General features: G+C 69.9%; 16 protein-coding genes. 9 read left to right on the forward strand and 7 right to left on the reverse strand.

Annotated elements, in window-relative coordinates:
- Positions 1–92 precede the first annotated feature (92 nt).
- On the reverse strand, positions 93–1,655 hold the full coding sequence (locus D7Y15_RS34875) for an AMP-binding protein (RefSeq protein WP_121755279.1): 1,563 nt from the start codon (positions 1,653–1,655) through the stop codon (positions 93–95).
- A gap of 164 nt (positions 1,656–1,819) precedes the next feature.
- Here D7Y15_RS34875 and D7Y15_RS34880 point away from each other — a divergent pair, with 164 nt between their 5' ends.
- Both D7Y15_RS34880 and D7Y15_RS34885 read left to right on the forward strand, forming a co-directional pair.
- Entirely contained in the window at positions 1,820–2,422 is a 603-nt protein-coding gene (locus D7Y15_RS34880; protein WP_121755280.1) for a hypothetical protein, read from the forward strand.
- A 15-nt stretch (positions 2,423–2,437) separates the two neighbouring features.
- Positions 2,438–3,007, forward strand: coding sequence for a hypothetical protein (locus tag D7Y15_RS34885; RefSeq protein WP_121755281.1), 570 nt, complete (start codon positions 2,438–2,440; stop codon positions 3,005–3,007).
- A gap of 363 nt (positions 3,008–3,370) precedes the next feature.
- On the opposite strand, the gene D7Y15_RS34890 is transcribed toward D7Y15_RS34885, so the two are convergent.
- Entirely contained in the window at positions 3,371–4,789 is a 1,419-nt protein-coding gene (locus D7Y15_RS34890) for an ISKra4 family transposase (RefSeq protein ID WP_121755282.1), read from the reverse strand.
- An 84-nt stretch (positions 4,790–4,873) separates the two neighbouring features.
- A complete protein-coding gene (locus D7Y15_RS44405) occupies positions 4,874–5,134 on the reverse strand; it encodes a hypothetical protein (RefSeq protein WP_148712942.1) in 261 nt (86 codons plus the stop codon).
- Between the two features lie 190 nt (positions 5,135–5,324).
- Here D7Y15_RS44405 and D7Y15_RS34895 point away from each other — a divergent pair, with 190 nt between their 5' ends.
- Positions 5,325–5,711 (forward strand): type II toxin-antitoxin system RelE/ParE family toxin, encoded by a 387-nt coding sequence (locus tag D7Y15_RS34895; protein ID WP_199746017.1) that lies wholly within the window; start codon positions 5,325–5,327, stop codon positions 5,709–5,711.
- A complete protein-coding gene (locus D7Y15_RS34900; protein ID WP_121755283.1) occupies positions 5,708–6,037 on the forward strand; it encodes a helix-turn-helix domain-containing protein in 330 nt (109 codons plus the stop codon). Before D7Y15_RS34895 ends, D7Y15_RS34900 begins: the two co-directional genes overlap by 4 nt.
- A gap of 6 nt (positions 6,038–6,043) precedes the next feature.
- Here the strand turns inward: D7Y15_RS34900 and D7Y15_RS34905 are convergent, their stop codons facing one another.
- Positions 6,044–7,132, reverse strand: coding sequence for a hypothetical protein (locus D7Y15_RS34905; RefSeq protein ID WP_121755284.1), 1,089 nt, complete (start codon positions 7,130–7,132; stop codon positions 6,044–6,046).
- A 218-nt stretch (positions 7,133–7,350) separates the two neighbouring features.
- On the opposite strand from D7Y15_RS34905, the gene D7Y15_RS34910 reads away from it, so the two are divergent.
- From D7Y15_RS34910 to D7Y15_RS34930, 5 genes are all read left to right on the forward strand, one after another.
- Positions 7,351–8,595: an HlyD family secretion protein gene (locus D7Y15_RS34910; RefSeq protein ID WP_121755291.1), complete on the forward strand. Its 1,245-nt coding sequence runs from the start codon at positions 7,351–7,353 to the stop codon at positions 8,593–8,595.
- Between the two features lie 8 nt (positions 8,596–8,603).
- Positions 8,604–9,338: an ABC transporter ATP-binding protein gene (locus tag D7Y15_RS34915; RefSeq protein WP_199733941.1), complete on the forward strand. Its 735-nt coding sequence runs from the start codon at positions 8,604–8,606 to the stop codon at positions 9,336–9,338.
- Between the two features lie 15 nt (positions 9,339–9,353).
- Positions 9,354–11,774 (forward strand): ABC transporter permease, encoded by a 2,421-nt coding sequence (locus D7Y15_RS34920; RefSeq protein WP_121755285.1) that lies wholly within the window; start codon positions 9,354–9,356, stop codon positions 11,772–11,774.
- A 42-nt stretch (positions 11,775–11,816) separates the two neighbouring features.
- Complete coding sequence (locus D7Y15_RS34925) at positions 11,817–13,223, forward strand: sigma-54 dependent transcriptional regulator (RefSeq protein ID WP_233597420.1); 1,407 nt, start codon at positions 11,817–11,819, stop codon at positions 13,221–13,223.
- A gap of 299 nt (positions 13,224–13,522) precedes the next feature.
- On the forward strand, positions 13,523–14,833 hold the full coding sequence (locus D7Y15_RS34930) for a PAS domain-containing sensor histidine kinase (protein WP_121755286.1): 1,311 nt from the start codon (positions 13,523–13,525) through the stop codon (positions 14,831–14,833).
- On the opposite strand, the gene D7Y15_RS34935 is transcribed toward D7Y15_RS34930, so the two are convergent.
- The 3 genes from D7Y15_RS34935 to D7Y15_RS34945 all read right to left on the reverse strand — a co-directional run.
- A complete protein-coding gene (locus tag D7Y15_RS34935) occupies positions 14,802–15,320 on the reverse strand; it encodes a hypothetical protein (RefSeq protein ID WP_121755287.1) in 519 nt (172 codons plus the stop codon). The genes D7Y15_RS34930 and D7Y15_RS34935 overlap by 32 nt on opposite strands.
- A gap of 143 nt (positions 15,321–15,463) precedes the next feature.
- Positions 15,464–16,741 carry a hypothetical protein gene (locus D7Y15_RS34940; RefSeq protein WP_121755288.1) on the reverse strand — a complete coding sequence of 426 codons (1,278 nt, stop codon included), beginning with the start codon at positions 16,739–16,741 and terminating at the stop codon, positions 15,464–15,466.
- Between the two features lies 1 nt (position 16,742).
- On the reverse strand, positions 16,743–19,526 hold a 2,784-nt coding region (locus tag D7Y15_RS34945; protein WP_233605209.1), incomplete at its 5' end, for a TonB-dependent receptor.

Here is a 19,526-nt window from a genome sequence, read left to right on the forward strand (position 1 = left end):
GGTCGGACGTCAGGCGGTGGCTCCATTTTCTCTCGCGGGAGAAGGTAGGTCCGCGCGCCAGTTCGGCCAGGGGACGGTGTGCGTTCTGTTGGTCAGGTGGCGGTGGATGTGGCCTGGGAGCCGGCCAGGCGCTCCTTGAGGATGTGTTTCTGGACCTTTCCGAGGGCGTTGCGGGGCAGGGCGTCGGTGAAGACGACGCGGCGCGGCTTCTTGAAGGCGGCGAGCCGTTCGCGGCACCAGTCCACCAGGGCCTGGGCGTCGGTGGGAGCGCTGGGGTGGGGGACGATGACGGCGACGACCTGCTCGCCGAAGTCCGGGTCGGGCATGCCCAGGACGGCGGCCTCGGCGACGGAGGGGTGCGCGGTGAGGACCTCTTCGACTTCGCGGGGGTAGATGTTGAAGCCACCGCTGATGATGAGTTCCCGGGCCCGGCCGGTGATGCGCAGGAATCCGTCCGGGTCCCATTCGCCCAGGTCGCCGGTGCGGAACCAGCCGTCGGCGTCGAAGGCTTCGGCGGTGGCGTCCGGACGGCGCCAGTAGCCGGTGAAGACGTGGGGGCCGCGGACTTCGATTTCGCCTGTTTCGCCGCGGGGCAGGGGCTGGCGGGAGCGCACGTCCACGACGCGGGCCTCCTGGCCGGGGAAGGGCATGCCCACGGTGCCGGGGCGGCGTTCGCCGTCGTAGGGCTGGGTGGTGTTCATGATCGTCTCCGTCATCCCGTAGCGCTCCAGGATGCGGGCGCCGAAGCGCGCCTTGATGTCCAGGCACAGCTGGGGACTCAAGGGGGCGGAGCCGGAGACCCACAGGCGCAAGCGGCGCGGCGTCACGCCGGTGCGGCGGGACTCCTCCAGGAGGCGGCCGTACATGGTGGGCACGCCGAAGAAGAGGGTGAGGGACGCGTCGTCGTGCAGGGCGGTGAGCGCTTCGGAAGCGACGAAGCGGCGGCGCAGGTCCGCGCTGGCGCCGGTGAAGAGGGTGCCGTGGAGGCCCACCATGAGGCCGTGGGTGTGGAAGAGCGGAAGGGTGAGCAGGAGCCGATCCGCGTCGGTCCAGCGCCACGCTTCGGTGACGGCGCGCACGTTGGAGAGCAGCTGCCGGTGCTGGAGCATGGCGCCCTTGGAGCGGCCGGTGGTGCCGGACGTGTAGCCCAGCACGGCGAGATCCTCCGCGTGGGGCAGGGGCAGGGCCGCGGTGGAGGCGGCGCCCAGTTCCACGACAGCGTCGAAGGCCACGGTGGGGAGTGGGAACTCCGCTGGGGGCGGCTCCACGGTGATGAGCCATTGCAGCGACGGAAGCTGGTCGCGGAGCGGAGCCAGCTCCGAGGCGCCGGCCGCGCCGGTGACGCAGACCTTCACCTCCGCGTCGGAGAGGATGTGGGCCAGCTCCACCTGGCGGTATGCCGTATTGACGAGCACGGCGACGCAGCCCGCGGCCTGGACACCCAGCCACGTGATGACGAACGCGTCGCTGTTCTCCAGGAAGAGCGCGACGCGGTCGCCAGGAACCAGTCCCCGGACCTTGAGTCCGCGAGCAAACGCGGTGACCCGCTGCGCCAGCTGACCTCGCGTGTACGAAGTCCCCTCGAAGGAGAGCAACGGACGCGAGGGCTCGTGACGGGCGTGGTCCAGGAACACTTCAAGCAGGGAGGCCGGCATGGCGCAAGCCTACCTGGACGTGATACGCTGGGTGTATGTCCATGCGTTGGCGATGGTTGTGGATGACAGGGCTGCTCGCGAGCCTGTCGTGTTCCGCGCCCCAGCCCACGCCCGGTGTCGTCCGGGGCAGACCTGGAGAGAGGCTGACAAGTCTTCCGGGACCGATGCCCGGCTTCGGCCAGTTCGACACCTTCTCCGACGCGCTGATGGCCGCGTGTCCCGTGATTCTTTCCCAGCCCCATGCGACCGCGGGACGCAGGGGAACCCAGGCCTTCGATGTCCGCTGGCGCGTCTCGAAGGAGTACTGCGCCTGGCTGTATTACACGCCTGCCAGCAAGTACGAGATGAGCATGCTGACGGACCAGTCAGCCCAGGATGACCTGGACCGCCGACGCAGTTGTCTGCTGCCCGAGACCGTCGACGATGCCCGGTTCCCGCCTGGAAGCCTCAAGTACGTCTTCGCTCTGCACAACCATCCCTATGAAGGGCATCTCTCCGACGGGGACCTTCGGATGATCGTCTCCATGGGACGCGTCCATGGCTGGGTCATGGAATTGGGCGGGAAGAAGGTTCCCCTTTCGATCGTCGCGTTCTTCTCGAACTCCGATGACCTGGACCATCCCTCGTGCGACGGTTTCTTCCAGTACATCCCGGTGACGGGTGAACTGAAGAAGTGGACCGGGGGAGTCAGCAGTGGATGGCGTCAGGAAGTGCTGGGTACGGTCACCTGGCAGGATGAGACGCACTACCGGATCGATGAGAAGTAGCCGCCAGGAGCCTTCATGAAGAAGACCCATTCCATCCTGGCTTCCGTGCTCATGCTGGCGGGCTGCATGAGAGCCGCCGCGCCGTCTCCTGTGAACTACGAGGAGGACCTCTCCATCACCTTCCCGCTGTTCTTCGCGCAGCCCGCTGTCTCTCTGGGAACCGAAGGCACGGTGTACGAACTGGGTGGAGACACCCTGCGAGCCCTCACCGTCGCCGCCAGGGACCTGCTTCCGCCGCAGGACACCACCGTGTCCTGTGGAAGCCGCTGGGAATCCCAGCAGTACCGCGTCGTCCGGCAGGGCGACGTTATCTTCATCCGCATCGATGAAGATCCGAAGGCCTGTGGCCGCGCACATCCCGCGCTGGACTCCGGCGCGAGCTACGCCATCCACCGGGATGGCCGGATCCTCCGGCGGCTCATCGACGGTCAGCCCGATGTCGCGAAGCCCGAGGATGCCGGTGTGCCTTCCACGCCCGGAGAACCCGGCGGCGCGTCCCTTGATGCGCTGGGCAACGGGCCCTCCCCGTTCCTGCCGCTCTCCTGGCAGGACGCGGGCTCACCGGCGCCAGCGCCCCACCCGTAGCGCCGCCTGATCCTCCGGACATGATGATGAGTCTGTGTCAGCGACGATTCAGTTCGAGAATCGCATGCGCACGCCGAGGATCCGACGGGCGCATTTCCTGCGAGAGCAGTGCTGCCTCAAGCCTGCGGGCCATCTTGTCTTGAAGAGGGAACGGGCCGTGCTCAAACATCGCTGTGTACTGAGCGAACGTGTACTGCGGTAATTCCGCCGCCACAAGGTCTCTAAGGCGTGGACACTTTGTCACAGGGGGCGCCGCGACGACCTCGCAGGGCCAGCCCACAGGCCACCGGTTCATGCCGCCGAAGTCCAAGAAGTTGTAGTCCTTCGGATCGCTGCCCGCAGGGGGTGTGGCTCCCATCCTGATCACGCGGCGCGCCGCACCCGAGCGCGCCGTGGCGCGAGAATGAGAGTCATGGCGGCGTCCCAACGGTCCGAGAGCACCAGAGCGCGGAGGTCGAGGATGTGCTGGCCGGACTCCTCCTTCCAGCGGGCACCTGGGCGCTTCATGCGCATTGCGACGAGAGACTTGCAGGTGGCCTCCACGTTGCCGCTACCAATGGGCAGCCCATGCGCTCGTGCCTCGGCGTAGTGCATCCGCTCCCCGTGGTTCTCCATGTAGGTGAGCGCCTCGTGCACCGGGCGGCGGTCGCCGAGGACGACGTCCCGCTTGCCGCTGGCGTGCAGCGCACTGACGAGAGTCCATACCGCTCCGGGCGTGTTGAGCAGGGACCATTTCCACTTCTCACGCAGGGCGGAGGCATTCTGCTCCCCTGCCACGACGAGGGCCGCGGCCCCGAGCTTCTCCAGCAGGTGCCAGAAGTCCACCAGACGCACCACCTCCTTGGCCGCGGGAGCGTGGGTGGAGAGCGCCTCGTCTAGCAATGCATGCAGTTCGGGAGCGCCATCGGTGAGGGTGGCGACGCACAGGGAGGGCTGTCTGGAAACCAGCGCCTGGACGTCGCGGGCCAGACGCTCCGCCAGTCCCCGGGCATCGCCATGAGGCATCCGGCCATAGCGCACGGCGCCCAGCGCTTCGCCCTGGGCGTCATGGAGGACGAGGCAGGCGGCGTAGGCCATGTGCCAGACAACGTCCACCGGGCGTTGGGGGGCGCCCTTGCGCGGCCGTCCCACGGGCCGCTTCTTCGGCTCCTCCATGGGCACCGCCACCCGGTCCAGGCTGACGCTCACGCTGTGCGTCCCTTCGGGGGCTTCCAGGGCCTCGGCCAGCGCCGCCTCCACTCGGGGCCGCTGGTGGCTGTACAACGCCCCCACCTCATGGCCCATCCGCTCGAACGAGGCGCGGCAGTAGGGCAGCACGCCCATCTGGCGCGCCGTCGCTTGCGCCTCGCGCGAGGTGCCCCGGGCCAGCAGGTACCCCATGGGCACCGCCGCCTCCGGCAGCCAGCCATCGGCCACACACCCGGCGCGCAGGCTGATGGCGTCCACCGTGCGGCCATTCCTGACGCCCACCTCTCGGTAGAGGCTGCGTTCTATTTCGACGGCCCCTTGCCTCGTCTTGTACGCCGCCGTGTACCGGCCAACCCGGGCGTGGAGCTGGCCCGCGAGCCGGAGCCGGGGGGCGTCGACGTCGTAGCCTCGAAGCAACCTCCGCTTCTCATCGCGCTGCAATGTCTCGGCTGCCTCGTCGATGGCGCTCAGCGCACCCACTGGGTCCACCTCCCCGAAGCTGCGCCCCGCCTCTGCCTCTCGCCGCAGCTTCGTTTCCATGGCTTTGAGCAACCGCGCGACTTCCTCCGAAACCTCGAGCGTCACCTTCGGCATCTTGCCACCTCCATCGAGGTAACCCACCAGACGCCTTCCATCGTGCCGATGCGCAGGCTCACGGCCGCTCGATGGCCTGTCAGCTCATCCCTCGCTCAGGATCGGATCCAGACCCCCCGCAGGAAGCAGCGGCAAGCGCACAGCCCCAACCACTCGACCCGTAAACTCAGGTGAGCAGTAGACCGGGAGTGTGGTTTCCGGGACATAGATCGCCAGCAACTGGCCGGCGTGCCCCTGAATCTGTCTTGCGATGCGAAGGAATTGTTTCTCTGTTCCTCGTGGCGTCGATACGCGCTGTTCTGAAGGATCCAGACCAAACATCGCCTTGATGTGGGTGATTTTCATGGTCTCCTCGTGTCTGCGGAAAGGACGAGGGGCTGCCCTCCTTGCCGTCATGGAGGCTGGCCTCAACAGCACTACAGCACTGAGATGCTCTTCTTATCATACGCCATCCCAAGGGCTTCCGCCTCGAGCGGTTGCTGGGCAGCCTACACCTCGCTTCCTGGTCCGGTTGCCGCGACATGCCAGAATTGGCATGATTCTAAAGATGGCGAGGCCGCTCATCTGGGTGGGAAGCAGCTTGGAGGACTTGAAGTCGTTTCCTGAAGAGGTGCGAGGCGTCATGGGCTACGCGCTACATCTGGCCCAGACAGGAGGAAAACACCTGGACGCAAAGCCCCTCACCGGCTTCAAGGGGGCTGGAGTGCTGGAGGTCGTCGAGGACTTCGACGGTGACACCTTCCGAGCGGTCTACACGGTCAAGCTGAAGGGAGTCGTCTACGTGCTGCACGCCTTCCAGAAGAAGTCGAGGAAGGGAATCAAGACTCCCAAGCAGGACATCGATCTGGTGAAGCTCCGTCTGAAGGCGGCGGAAGCCCTTCACGCGGCCCGGAAACACGCTGAGAAAGAAGACCCAGAATGAAGAGCGGACCGAAGTTCACGGCCAGCAGTGGGAATGTCTTCCGGGACCTGGAGGTCGCTCAGCCAGAGGAGGCTCTGGCCAAGGCGGAGCTTGTCGCTAGGATCGCGGACATCATCGCCAGGAAGAAGCTGACCCAGGCAGCAGCGGCGAAGCTGCTGGGAGTGGATCAGCCCAAGGTCTCGGCCCTGCTGCGTGGACGCATGGCGGGCTTTTCGACGGAGCGGCTGATCCGTTTCCTGACCCTCCTGGGGAGTGATGTCCAGATCGTCGTGCGCGACCGGCCCCGGTCCCGGGCTCCAGGCCATTTGGAGGTCATCACTGCCTGACGTTGATTAGAAGATCGACATGCCCAGCGTGACGCTGCACAGGAAGCCGCCGTGCTGGCTGGTGCCGATGTCGAGCGCGTCGAAGAGGTTCGGGTCGCGGCCGTCCGACGTGCTCCAGTTGTCCTCACGCAGGCGGAAGCCCCAGCCCGCGCGCAGACCCAGGTACATGGGGCCCATCGACTGGCGCATGCCCACCGCCAGCGTCGCCACCGGCGTGAACAGCTTCTCCGTCGTGTACACCTCGGACTCGTCGCCGATGGTGAGCGTGGTCGTCGACGTCGTGCCCATGTTGAAGCTCATGCCCGCCTCCAGGAACGGGCTCGTGCGTACCTCGCCCAGCGGATACAGGCGCGCCACCGGACCCACGCGGAAGCCCCAGGCGCCCGTGCCGGCGCTCAGGTTGAGCCCCAGGATGGGCGCCACCCGGTACTCCAGCTCGCCGCCGAAGATGCCGGACGGGCTGTTGAAGCCCAACGCCAGGCCCAGGTCCAGGTTCGTCCGGCCACCGCGCCGGGGAGGCAGCTGCGGGCTCTCCGTCTCGCGCCCCATCGAGTCCCCGGCCATGCCCTCATAACGGGACGCGTCGTTGCTCGAACGCTCCGACACCAGCGAGTCCGAGTCCGCCGCGGCGGGCACCTCGCCCGTCGCCACCGGCGTCTCCTGGCTCGCGGCCTCCAGCTTCTGGGCCTCGGCCAGCACCGCCTGCGCCATCACCACCGAGCCCTTGTCGCTCAGGCTGGGATTGGCGAAGTCGTACGACAGCGTCTTGGTGCGCACCGGCGCGTGCGTCGTGGCCAGTTGATACGTCAGCCGGTACTTCTCCCCGGCCCGCGTCACCTTCGCGCTCACCGTCACGTCGGGCGAACCCTCGTGCTGGGGGTCCATCAGGATGGCTTCCGTGGTGGCGCTCTTCAGCGCCTCCTCGATGCCGTAGCGCGTGCGCTCCGCCACGGTGCTCGCGGTCAGCCCGCTGGCGTCCACTTCGCTGCCCACGTCCGTGAGCTGGAGGTACAGGGCATCAGCGAAGGCGGACAAGGGCAGAAGGGTGGCGGCCAGCAGGATGCCGGCGCGCGTCCGCAGGGCGGTGGAGCGCATGGGGTGTTCCTCGAAATTGTGTGGGAATTGAATCGAGCAAGCAGACGGCCTGACGCTGTTTCTATTCACCCTCAGCACACTTCTTCGCGGTGTCCGTTCCTGGGACGCGCCCTTCGCGCAAGCGGTCAACGCCGCCGGCCTCCCTCGCGCCACCCTCGTGTTTCCGGGTACTTGGCCCGGCTCGAAGCGCTGGCACACGGCTCGCTATGGCCCGGGGCGTGGACATCCCGAAGGCCCGAGCACCCCGCCGCAAACCCTACCTCCTGGCCGCCCTGGGCCTCGCCGCGCTCGTGACGGTGACGGTGGGCCTGTCCCGGCTGCGCCCCGCCGCGCCCACCGTGGACAAGGCCTCGGTGTGGCTGGACACGGTGAAGCGCGGCCCGCTGGTGCGCCAGGTGAAGGGCACCGGCTCGCTGGTGCCCGAATCCATCCGCTGGCTCACCGCCGACACCGCCGGCCGAGTGGAGCGCATCCACGTGAAGCCCGGCGCCACCGTCACCGCGGGCACGCTCCTGATGGAGCTGTCCAACCCGGACGTGCAGCTCCAGGCCCTGGAGGCCGAACGCCAGCTCGCGAGCGCCGAGGGCGACTTCCTGGAGCTGCGCGAGCTGCTCCAGACGCAGCGGCTGTCCCAGCAGGCCACCGTGGCCGCCCTCACCGCCGAGTCCGCTGACGCCACCCGCCGCGCCCAGGCCAACGCGACGCTCTTCCAGAAGGCCTTCGTCGGAGACCTGGAGACGCGCCAGGCGCAGGAGAAGGCGCAGGAGGCGGGCCAGCGTCTGGAGTTGGAGCGCCAGCGCCTGGACGTCATGTCCCAGAGCCTGCGCCAGCGTCTGGCTTCACAGCAGGAGCAGGTGGAGCGGCTGAAGGCCGTGGCGCGCTTCCGCCGTCAGCAGGTGGAGTCCATGAAGGTGCTCGCGGGCGAGGACGGCGTGCTCCAGGAGCTGCCGCTGGAGCTGGGCCAGTGGGTGACGCCCGGCGTGCTCCTGGCCAAGGTGGTGAAGCCGGAGCGGCTCAAGGCGGAGCTGAGAATCGCGGAGACGCAGGCGCGCGACATCCTCCCGGGCCTGAAGGCGCAGGTGGACACGCGCAACGGCGTGGTGGAGGGCACCGTGGCGCGAGTGGCCCCCGCGGCCAGCCAGGGCACGGTGCGCGTGGAGGTGTCGCTGCCAGACGCGCTGCCCAAAGGCGCCCGTCCGGACCTCACCGTGGAGGGCACCGTGGAGCTGGAGCGGCTGGACGACGTGCTGTCCGTGGGCCGTCCGGCGGGAGCCCAGTCGGAGAGCACGCTGGCGCTCTTCCGGCTGCTGCCCGGAGGCGACGAGGCGGTGCGCATCCCCGTGAAGCTGGGCCGCGGCTCGGTGAACGCGGTGGAGGTCGTGCAGGGACTTTCAGAAGGCGATCAGGTGGTGCTGTCGGACATGACCGCGTGGGATGCGGTGGAGCGCGTGAGGCTGCGATGATGACGACGATGACGAACGACCGCGATGCGAAGGCCGTGGCCCCGGGTGCGGTGCCGGGCAAAGCGCTGCTCCAACTCGATGGGCTCACCAAGGTGTTCGAGACGGAGGAGGTGGAGACGCACGCCCTCTCCAACATCCAGCTCACCATCCGTCAGAACGAATGGGTGGCCATTGTCGGCCCGTCCGGCTCTGGCAAGTCCACGCTGCTCGCGGTGCTGGGGCTGCTCGACACCGCCACGCGCGGCAGCTACCTGCTGGATGGCCGGAGCGTGCTGGAGCTGTCGCCCACGGACCGGGCGAAGGTGCGCAACCAGCACATCGGCTTCATCTTCCAGAGCTTCAACCTCATCGGCGACCTGACCGTCTTCGAGAACGTGGAGCTGCCGCTCACCTACCGGGGACTGCCCGCGCAGGACCGCAAGCAGCGCGTGGAGCGGGCCCTGGAGCGCGTGGGCATGGCGCACCGGGCGCGGCACCTGCCGGGGCAGCTGTCCGGCGGTCAGCAGCAGCGCGTGGCGGTGGCGCGCGCCGTGGCGGGAGACCCCCTCATCCTCCTGGCGGACGAGCCCACCGGTAACCTGGACTCGAAGAACGGCGAGGCGGTGATGCAGCTCTTGTCCGACCTGCACAAGGCGGGCTCCACCCTCTGCATGGTGACGCACGACCCGGCGCACGCGCGCATCGCCACGCGCACGGTGAGCCTGTTCGACGGCCGCGTCGTGCAGGACGAACAGCTGCGCTGAAGCGGGGACACGGCCATGGAACACCTGCTCGGTGACTTGCGCTACGCGTGGCGCTCCCTGAAGAACGCCCCTGGCTTCGTGGCGGTGGCGGTGCTGACACTGGCCCTGGGCATCGGCGCGAACAGCGCCGTGTTCAGCGTGGTGAAGGGAGTGCTGCTCACGCCGCCGCCGTTCACCCAGCCGGAGCGGCTGGTGCTGCTGGCCCCGAACTTCGACGCCTTCGGCCTCAAAGAGGTGTCGAACTCCATCCCCGAGTATCGAGACCTGAATACGCACACGAAGGCCTTCACGTCGCTGTCGGCCTTCCGGCCCGACGACATGACGCTCACCGGTGCGGAGTCGCCCCGGCGCCTGCGCGTCGTCATCGCCACGGCGTCGTTCCTGCCCACGCTGGGCGTCTCGCCGGTGCTGGGCCGGGGCTTCACGCAAGAAGAGGAGACGCCGGGTCAGGACAAGGTCGTCGTGCTCACGGACGCCGCGTGGCGCACGCACTTCGCGAAGGACCCGGAGGTGCTGGGGCGTGAGCTGCGATTGGACGGCGTGCCGCACACGGTGGTGGGGGTGCTGCCCCCGGGTGGCGTCTACCCGGAGGACACGGAGGTCGTGTTGCCCTTCGCGCCCACGCCGCAGCAGCAGGAGGAGTCCCGGCGCGGCAACCGCTTCCTGAGCGTGATGGCGCGGCTCAAGCCGGGCATGACGCTGGACGCGGCGCGAGCGGACCTGGTGCACATGGGCAACGCGCGCTCGGCGGACCTGGTGGACCAGTACAAGCAGGCGGGGTGGTCCATGAGCGTGAAGTCGCTGGAGGACCACGTGGTGGGCGGGGTCCGCGAGACGCTGTGGCTGCTCTGGGGCGCGGTGGGCTTCGTGCTGCTGGTGGCGTGCTCCAGCGTGGCCAACCTGCTGCTCGCGAGGGCGGTGTCGCGAGGCCGCGAGGTGTCCATCCGCGCGGCGCTGGGAGCGGGCCGGATGCGGCTGGTGGCGCAATTCCTCACGGAGAGCCTGGTGTTGTCGCTGGTGGCGGGCGCGGTGGGGCTGCTGCTGGCGCTCTGGGGCACGGATGCGCTGGTGGCCACGGTGGGCGAGGGCCTGCCCCGGGCCCATGGCGTGAAGCTGGACGTGGCCTCCGTGCTCTTCACGTTGGCGGTGTCGGTGCTCACGGGCGTGCTCTTCGGGCTGGTGCCCGCGCTCCAGGCCAGCCGCGTGGACCTGCACGCGGCGATGCGTGAAGGCGCACGCGCAACAGGCAGCCACCGCACGAGCCGGCTGCGCGCCGCGCTGGTGGTGGCGCAGGTGTCGCTCGCGCTGGTGTTGCTGGTGGGCGCGGGCCTGTTCGTGAAGAGCTTCCTCGCGCTCCAGCGCGTGGACGCGGGCTTCGAGTCCGAAGGCGTGCTCACCGGGGCGCTCGCGCTGCCGAAGGTGCAGTACCCGGACCGGCCGAAGCAGGCGGCCTTCCTGCAGGCCCTGTTGCCCCGGCTCCAGGCGCTGCCGGGCGTGGAGTCCGCGGGGCTGACGAACGTGCTCCCGCTGGGGGGCGCCATGGACAACAGCTTCGACATCGACGGGCGTCCGCGTCAGCCGGGCGAGCTGTGGAAGGCGGTGGAGTTCCGCGCCCTCACCCCAGGCTACCTGCACGCGTTGCGCGTCCACCTGCGGCAAGGGCGGTTGCTGGAGGACTCGGATGGGCCGGACGCGCCCTGGGCGGTGGTCATCAACCGCTCCTTCGCGGACCTCTTCTGGCCGAAGGGCGACGCGCTGGGGCAGCGGTTGAAGTTGCACGGCCAGGACATGCAGTGGACCACGGTGGTGGGCGTCGTGGACGACCTGCGCGAGTGGGGCCTGGACGTGCCGGCGCGCCCGGCGGCGTACTACTCGCTGTCGCAGCTGCCGTCCGTGTACATGGGCCTGGCGTTGCGCGTGAAGTCCGGGGACCCGGAGGCCTTGCGCGCCCAGGTGGAGGCGGAGGTGCGCGCGGTGGACGCGGACCTGCCGCTGTTCGACGTGTCCTCGCTCACGCACCGGATGGACCAGTCCACGGGCCCCCGGCGGTTGTCCGCGCTGGTGATGGGCCTGTTCGCGGGCGTCGCGCTGCTGCTCGCGGCGCTGGGGCTGTCGGGCGTCATCGCCTTCTCGGTGACGCAGCGCACGCGGGAGCTGGGCATCCGCATGGCATTGGGCGCGGCGCGAGGCGACGTGCTGCGGCTGGTGCTGGCGCAGGGCCTGCGGCTGTCGCTCACGGGCGTGGCGGTGGGGCTGTGCCTGTCCTTGGGACTGGCGCGGCTGTTGGGGTCGCTGCTGTATGGCGTGTCGGTGGACGACCCGTGGACGTTCGGCGGGGTCGCGCTGCTGCTGACGGGGGTGGCGCTGGGGGCGTCGTGGCTGCCTGCTCGACGGGCGACGCGAGTGGACCCCATCATCGCGCTCCGGGCCGACTGACCTCCCTCCTTTCTGGCACAGTTCATCACCGTGGCGTCCTCCGTGTCCGAACCCACCGCTTCCTCTCCGCGTACCACCCGCATCCTCGTGGCCGACGACCAGCCGGACGTGCTGGAGGCGTTGCGGCTGTTGCTCAAGCGCGACGGCTACACGGTGGTGAGCGCGCAGTCCCCCGCGGGCGTGAAGGCCACGCTGGACGCGGAGGACGTGGAGCTGGTGTTGATGGACCTCAACTACGCACGCGACACCACGTCCGGGCGCGAGGGCCTGGACCTGCTGGGCGAGCTGCGCGCGAGGGACGCGCTGCTGCCCGTGGTGGTGATGACGGCGTGGGGCAGCGTGGAGGGCGCGGTGGAGGCGATGCGCCTGGGCGCGCGCGACTACGTGCAGAAGCCCTGGGACAACACGCGCCTGCTGGCCACGCTGCGCACGCAGCTGGAGCTGTCCCGGGCGTTGAAGCGCGGCCGGCGGCTGGAGGAGGAGAACCAGCACCTGCGCCGCGAGCAGGGCGGACGCTCTCCGTTGGTGGGCGAGTCGCGGGCGATGCTGCCGGTGCGCAGGCTCATCGAGCGGGTGGCGCCGTCGTCCGCGCCGGTGCTGGTGACAGGGGAGCACGGCACGGGCAAGGAGGTGGTGGCGCGGCTCCTCCACGCGGCGAGCACGCGCGCGGACCGGCCCTTCGTCGCGGTGAACTCCGGCGGCCTGTCCGAGGGCGTCTTCGAGAGCGAGCTCTTCGGTCACGTGAAGGGAGCCTTCACGGATGCGAAGGCGGACCGCATCGGCTGCTTCGAACTGGCGGACGGCGGCACGCTCTTCCTGGATGAGATTGGGAACATGCCGCTCACGCAGCAGGCGAAGTTGCTGCGGGTGCTCCAGACGGGGGAGTTGCACCCGGTGGGCTCGTCACGGACGCGGCGCGTGGACGTGCGAGTGGTGAGCGCGACGAACGTGGACCTGGGCCGGGCGGCGGCGGAGGGCCGCTTCCGCGAGGACCTGCTCTACCGGCTCAACACGGTGGAGGTGCAGCTGCCGCCGCTGCGGGAGCGGCGCGAGGACATCCCGTTGCTCGCGACGCACTTCCTGGCGGCGCAGGGACAGCGCTACGGCCGTCCCAACATCCACCTGGCACCGGGAGCACTGGAAGCGCTCATCGCGTATCCGTGGCCGGGCAACGTGCGCGAACTGGAGCACGCGGTGGAGCGCGCGCTGCTGATGGCGGTGGGGGACCGCGTGGAGGCGGAGGACCTGCTGCTCAAGCGGATGGGCCCGCCGGGCGGAGGGAGCACGCGCCTGGAGGAGATGACGCTGGAGGAGGTGGAGCGCTACCTCATCGAGCGCGCCCTCGGCCGGCATGACGGCAACGTGAGCGAAGCAGCGAAGGCGCTGGGCCTGTCGCGCAGCGCGCTCTACCGGCGGCTCCAGTACTACGGCATCAAGGGCGCAAGGTGAAACGCGGTTCCCCGGAGCCGCAAGGCCCGAGCGCTACGACGCACGAGGAGGAGCGCGGGGCGCCATCGCCGAACGCCCCGAGCGGCACTGCGCACTCGGAGGCGCGGCAGGGGCCGGTACCGCAAGGTCCGAGCGCTGCGACGCACGCAGAGGCGAGGCCGGAGCCAGCACCGCAAGGCTCGAGCGCTAAGACGCACGAGGAGGAGCGGCAGGTTCCGGCGCCGCACGACTCGCGCATCACGAAGCACGCGCAGGATGCGCACGAATCGAACGCGCGCGTGCCGTACGACCTTCGAGTGATGTGGCTCGCGGTCCTCGCGGGTCTGCCCGCGGTCCTCGTCACGCTCGCGCTCCTCTGGACGGGGGACTTCACCGCCAAGGTGCGTTGGACGCTGTCCGTCCTGGTGGTGGGCATCCACGCCGGAGCCTGTCTGGCGCTCCGAGAGCGCGTCGTGCGCCCCCTGCACACCGTCGCGGGCCTGCTGGCCGCCCTGCGCGAAGGGGACTACTCCGTGCGGGGCAGGGGCGGGCGCGCGGGCGATCCGCTCGGTGAGGTGCTCCTGGAGGTCAACGCCCTGGGCGACACCCTGCGCGAACAGCGGCTGGGCGCGATGGAGGCCGGCGCGCTGCTGGGGCAGATCATGGAGGCCATCGACGTCGCGGTGCTCGCCTTCGACGCCTCCGGCACCCTCAAGCTGGTGAACCGCGCGGGCGCCCGGCTCGTGGGTCTGCCGCGCGCGCAGTTGTTGGGCCAGCGCGCCGAAGCCCTCGGCTGGAGCGACCTGCTGGAAGGCCCCGCCCCCCGCCGCCTCACGCGCGTCTTCGCGCAGCAGGACGGCGGCCCCTACGAACTGTGGCGAGGCACCTTCCGCGAAGGCGGCCAGCCCCACCAACTCGTCGTGCTCACCGACCTGCGTCTGGCATTGCGCGAGGAGGAACGCGAAGCCTGGCGCCGGCTGGTCCGCGTGCTCAGCCACGAGATCAACAACTCCCTCACCCCCATCCAATCCATCGCGGACGCCCTCCGAGACACCGTCACCCAGGTGCCGCGCCCCGCGGACTGGGAGGAGGACACCCGTCACGGCCTGGGCATCATCGCCCGCCGAGCGGAGGCGCTGTCCCGCTTCATGTCCGCCCACGCGCGGCTCGCGCGCCTGCCTCCACCCACGCTGGGCCCCGTCGAAGTGGAGCCCTGGGTGCGGCGAGTGGTGGCCCTGGAGCCGCGCCGCCCCGTCGCCGTGCGCCCTGGCCCCGTCCTCACCGTGTCCGGAGATGGAGACCAGCTGGAGCAACTGCTCATCAACCTGGTGCGCAACGCAGTGGACGCGGTCCTGTCGGAAGAGGGCGTGGGCGGTGTCTGGGTTTCCTGGGCGGTGCACTCGCCGGGCGCGGTGGAGGTCTGGGTGGAGGATGAGGGCCCCGGCCTCTCGGACACCGCGAACCTCTTCGTGCCCTTCTTCACCACCAAGCCCCAGGGCAGTGGCATCGGCCTGGCGCTCAGCCGGCAGATCGCCGAAGCGCACGGAGGCAGCCTGCGCCTGGAGAACCGCACGGACGGCCGAGGCTGCCGCGCGAGGCTCAGGCTCCCGCTGGACGCTCCGCGCGCGTGAAGCGCTTCTTGCCGGACGGGGCTTGGGGGCCCGTGGGCGCGGCGGGAACGGCTTCAGGCTCCGGCATGGGCGCGGCCAGCCGGTAGAGCAGCGCGGTCGCCGCCCAGAAGAACAGCACGGTGAAGCCCACGTGGATCCATCGCGCCTCGGACCACTGCTGGAGCGAGCGCGGCAGTGCCTCCAGCGCGACGAAGCCGCCCAGCCACTGCCCCAGCCAACAGAGCGCCGTCACCCACACCACGCGCTGCCACGAAGCCACCCGCGAGCGCCCGAAGGCATACCGGTGCAGGGCCCACAACAGCCCTACGGCGCAGCCCCACAGCGCCAGACGTGTCAGGGAAAGCCCTCGGTGCGAAGGACCCCATGGTTCCAGCTCCAGCACCCCGAAGCTCGGCGCCAGGATGAGCACCTGCACCAGCAGCACCCGGCGCACCCGCTCCGTCAATCCCTTGAGGAGCTGCCCATACGTCCAGGTCAGCGCAATCATCAGGGCCCTCCTCGGGCACGAATGAGCGGTGCTGCAGGTGAAGAACGGTTCGCCCTTTATTTCTTGATTTATTTGATTGGGCAGGACTCCCGGGCTCCACCCAGACAAGCAACTTCCGGGGGTTGGATGGTCATCCGTAATGACTATTCAAAGATGGACAATTCAGAGAGGGTATAGAACTCAGCAGGTGGGGAGGTTCCGTCGTAGCCAAGAGATTCCACGGAGAGCCGCACGAAGCGCACGGGCCCGGTGCTGGAGAGGGGCACGTCCTGGAAGACGGGCTCCTGGACGCCCAGGCGGAGCATCCCGTCCCCATAGGGAGATGCCCCCTCGGCAGGCTCGGTGTAGAGGCCGAACGTCGCATCGCGCAGGGACTGCTCCAGCGGGCTCATGTCCCGCAGTACGACGCGCGCCAGGGATTGCCACTGTTCGCCGTCAACACTGCCCTCCAGGACGAGCCAATCCTTACCGCCCCTGCCTTGCAGGTAGTACAGCCCGCGCACCACCGCGCGGCGCGGCGGGGCCGGCTGGGGCAGGGTGATGACGACGTTGTGGAAGCGGGGGTCGGTCTCCTTCTCCCAGAAGTCCACCGGGGTGAGCAGGCCATCCGTCCATGGACAGACATCCGGAAAGGACGGCTCGCACGTCGCGCCGCGACTGATGGGGCGCAGCGTCCCTGCGGGCAGCGGTTCGGCGCCGGTGCGCCATTCCTGCCGGAAATAGACGGAGCTGGGCTCACCGCCCAGCGGAGAGAACAACCACGAGCCCATGCTGGCGGCGCGCAGCCGCACCTGGGGCGCGGCGAAGTCCTCCAGCACGTACGGGCTCGGCGTCCATGGGGACTCCGTGCCCTTCCGCCGCCAGAGCAGCTCGCCGCCGGACGTGACCCACAGCAGGGGCTCCGGGGCGGTGGGCAGCAGGGGAATCGTCGAACCGTCGTCGGCGAGCAGCTCCAGCGTGTCGCCGGTCTCCGGCACGGGAGGTGCCGGGGGCGCGGGCGGGAAGGCCACGGTGGGGCCCTGGTCGCTGCTGCCCACGATCGGGCGCGCATCCCACGGCTTCAGCGTGGGCAGCTCCACGTCGTCCTGCAGGGTGAACGAGAGGAAGGTGCCGCTGCCGTCCGCGTCCAGCGGCAGCGCCAGCCGCAGGCGGTTCGAGCGCCTGTAGTAGTCCTCCTCGCGCACGGCGTCCCCGGACAGCATCTCCAGGGTGAAGTCGCCCGAGGCCTCCGTGGTGGCGGTGGTGAGCGGCGTGAAGACGTCGTCCTCCAGCCGCTCCAGGGTCAGCGTCTCGCCGGAGCGCGGCGTGCCGTCGCGGTGGAGCGCGCGGCCGTACGCGAAGATGGGGTCCTCGGGATGGCGGTCGCAGCCAGCGGTGGTGAAGGCCAGCAGTCCCAGGGAAGTGACGAGTGCGCGTCGCATGTCAGTAGGTCGCCTTGAGCCCGAAGAGGGGGAGGATGACGGGGATGCGCATGGGGACCCGCGCGGGGCGGACGTCCTTGTGGGGGGAGCCCTCGTAGTCGCCGCCTTCGGAGCGGTACTCGTAGGCCACCACCTCCTGCTGTGCGGAGAGGTTGAGCACGTCGAGTGACGCGTCCAGGGTGAAGTCCTGGTAGGCCCACGACTTCGCGATGCGCGCGTCCACGCGGAAGAACGGCGCCAGCCGCTGCGTGCGGTCCAGGTCCTGCCGCACCCATTCCGTCGAGCCGTCGCCGTTCGTCACCCAGCGCTGCGTCTGGGAGGTGAGCTGCCCCGTCTCCGGACGGCCGGTGTTGAAGTGCACCACCGTGCCCACGGTCCAGTTGTTGCCGAACTTGTAGCTGAGCGCGGCGTTGAAGGTGTGCGCCTGCTCGAAGGCGAAGGGCAGCGTGCCCTCCACCGTCTCCAGCACGCGGTTGTCGTCGCCGATGCGGGCGAAGCGCGCCTTCCGCTTGCTCTGCAGGAAGCTGTAGGACACCCAGCCGAACCAGTGGCGGCCCAGCGGATGGCGCGCCATCAGGTCGAAGCCGTAGGCGTAGCCGGTGGTGGCGGGGTCCTCGCCCAGGCCGCCCCGGCGGCGGCGGTTCTCCGCCACGTCCACCAGGTCGAACTCCACCGCGCGGGAGAGCGGGTTGAAGTACGCGTCCGCGCTCAGCTCCAGCCCCTCGAAGGCCTTCCACTCCGCGCCCACGTCGAACTGCGCGCCGGACTGGAGGCCGTAGCGCAGGCTCGCGGTGTCGATGGCGGGCACGTGCACGAGCACGGTGGGCGGCTGGTGGAACAGGCCCGCGCCGCCCTTGAGCGTGAGGGTGTCCGTCAGTGTGCGGCGTACGGACAGGCGCGGCTCCACCGCGGTGAAGGTCATGCCCGGTACCAGGTGGTACGCATCCACGCGCAGGCCCGGCGTCACCACCCAGTCTTCCGAGGGCTTCCACGTGACGGACGCATACGCGCCGGAGAAGGTGGCCAGCGCGCTGGGCCGCTTGAGCGGATCCGCGTCGTCGGAGGGCCGCCAGCCCGGAGGCCGCGCGGTGCCGATGAGCGTGGTGGCGGAGCGGCGGTGCTCCACGTCCGCGCCCACGGCCAGGTCCAGCGAGGACGTCAGCGTGCGGCGCCACCCCGCGCGCGCGGCGATGCTCGCCTGGCGCAGCCCGTACTCGCCCACCTTCTCGCGGAAGAGGTCGCCACCGGTGTCGCGCGTCCGCTCGCCGGTGAGGCCCAGGCCGTCCCAGCCCAGCGTGATGCCGACCTCGCCCTCGCCGTCCGCCACCGGGTGCGTGCCGCGCAGGTCGATGCGGTGGAAGCGCGACACGACGCCGGCTCCGTCCGCTTCGGCCCGCAGCTCCGGCGAGATGCCCACGTCGTCGGAGCTGCCCAGCGCGAACAGGCGCAGGCGGCCTTTACCCACCTTCTGCTCGACGCGCGCCTGGTAGTCCCAGAAGCCCGCGCGCAGTCGCTCCGCTTCCGATTTCTGCAAGGCATTGGCCGCTAGCGAGATGAGCAGCGCGGAGTAGCTGAAGCGGCCCGCCAGGCTGACGCTGGTGCCGGTGGACTCGAAGGGCTGTTCGATGAAGCCGCCCGCGTTGAGCAGGTCCGCGTACGCGGTGAAGTGCAGCCGGTCCTCGCGAGGGCGGCTGAGGCGTCCCTCCACCGCGCCGCCCAGCACGCGGCCGTACTGCACCGGCGGCGTGCCCGGATAGAAGTCCACGGTGTCGATGAAGTCCGGGTGCACCACCGCGGGCCCGAGCAGCAGGTGGTACAGCATCGGGATGCGCACGCCGTCCAGGAAGAAGCCCGTGGCGGCGGGCTGGCTGCCACGCACCACCGGATAGCTGATGCCTGACGCGAGACTGCCCACGCCCGGCATCAGCATCACCACGCGGAACGGGTCGCCCAGCGTGCCGGGCACCTCGCGGATCTCCTGTTCGTGCAGGCTGATGCGGGTGACCTCCGTGCGTGGACGCTCGTCGCGCACGACGGTTTCGTAGGGGTTCACCTCGCGAGGCTGGAGGCGGTAGACGACCTGGAGCGTCTGTCCTTGCGTCAGCGTCTCCGTGAACACCGTCGTCGCATGGCCAGGAGCGCGGACCTCCAGCGTGTGCGAGCCCGGCGATACGTCCACCGTGAAGAGACCCCGAGCGTCCGTGGTGGTGGCGGGCTGGAGCGCGCCGTCCAGGAAGAAGGCCGCGTCCTGTAGCGGGCGACGCGTGCCGCGTGCGCGCACCTCGCCGGTGATGCGTGTGGTGGAGGCGGGGACCTGCACGGGCGGCGTGAACCGGTAGACGAATGGAAGGCGCACGGCCACGGGAGTGCCAGCCAGTGTGGCCGGGATGAAGCGCAGGCCCGGGGCCGCGGCGAGCGCCGCGTCGGTAAGGCGAGGCTCGGCGGCGGCGCGCACCACCTTCGCCTCCGCGACGCGGCCTTCCACGTCCACCAGCAGCTCCAGCTCCACCTCGCCCGGCGTGCCCTCCAGTCCTTCAGGCCATGCGGCGGGAGCGTCGGCGGTGAGGCTGGGCGGCACGAGCGCCGTGTCACCTGCGTCCGGGGAGAAGCCCAGGCGGAGGGCGTCCTCGGCGGAGAGGGCCTGGCCGGCGTCGGTGGCGTGGACGTCCACCTCCACGGCGCGAGGCTCGCTGGTGGAGGAGGGCACGCCCTGTGCGAGGGCGGTCGATGCGGACAGGAGCACGAGCGTCAGCGCCAGGGGGGCGGCACGGGGGAGGAACATGGG

It is taken from the genome of Corallococcus sp. AB030 (assembly GCF_003668965.1).
Lineage (GTDB): Bacteria > Myxococcota > Myxococcia > Myxococcales > Myxococcaceae > Corallococcus > Corallococcus exiguus.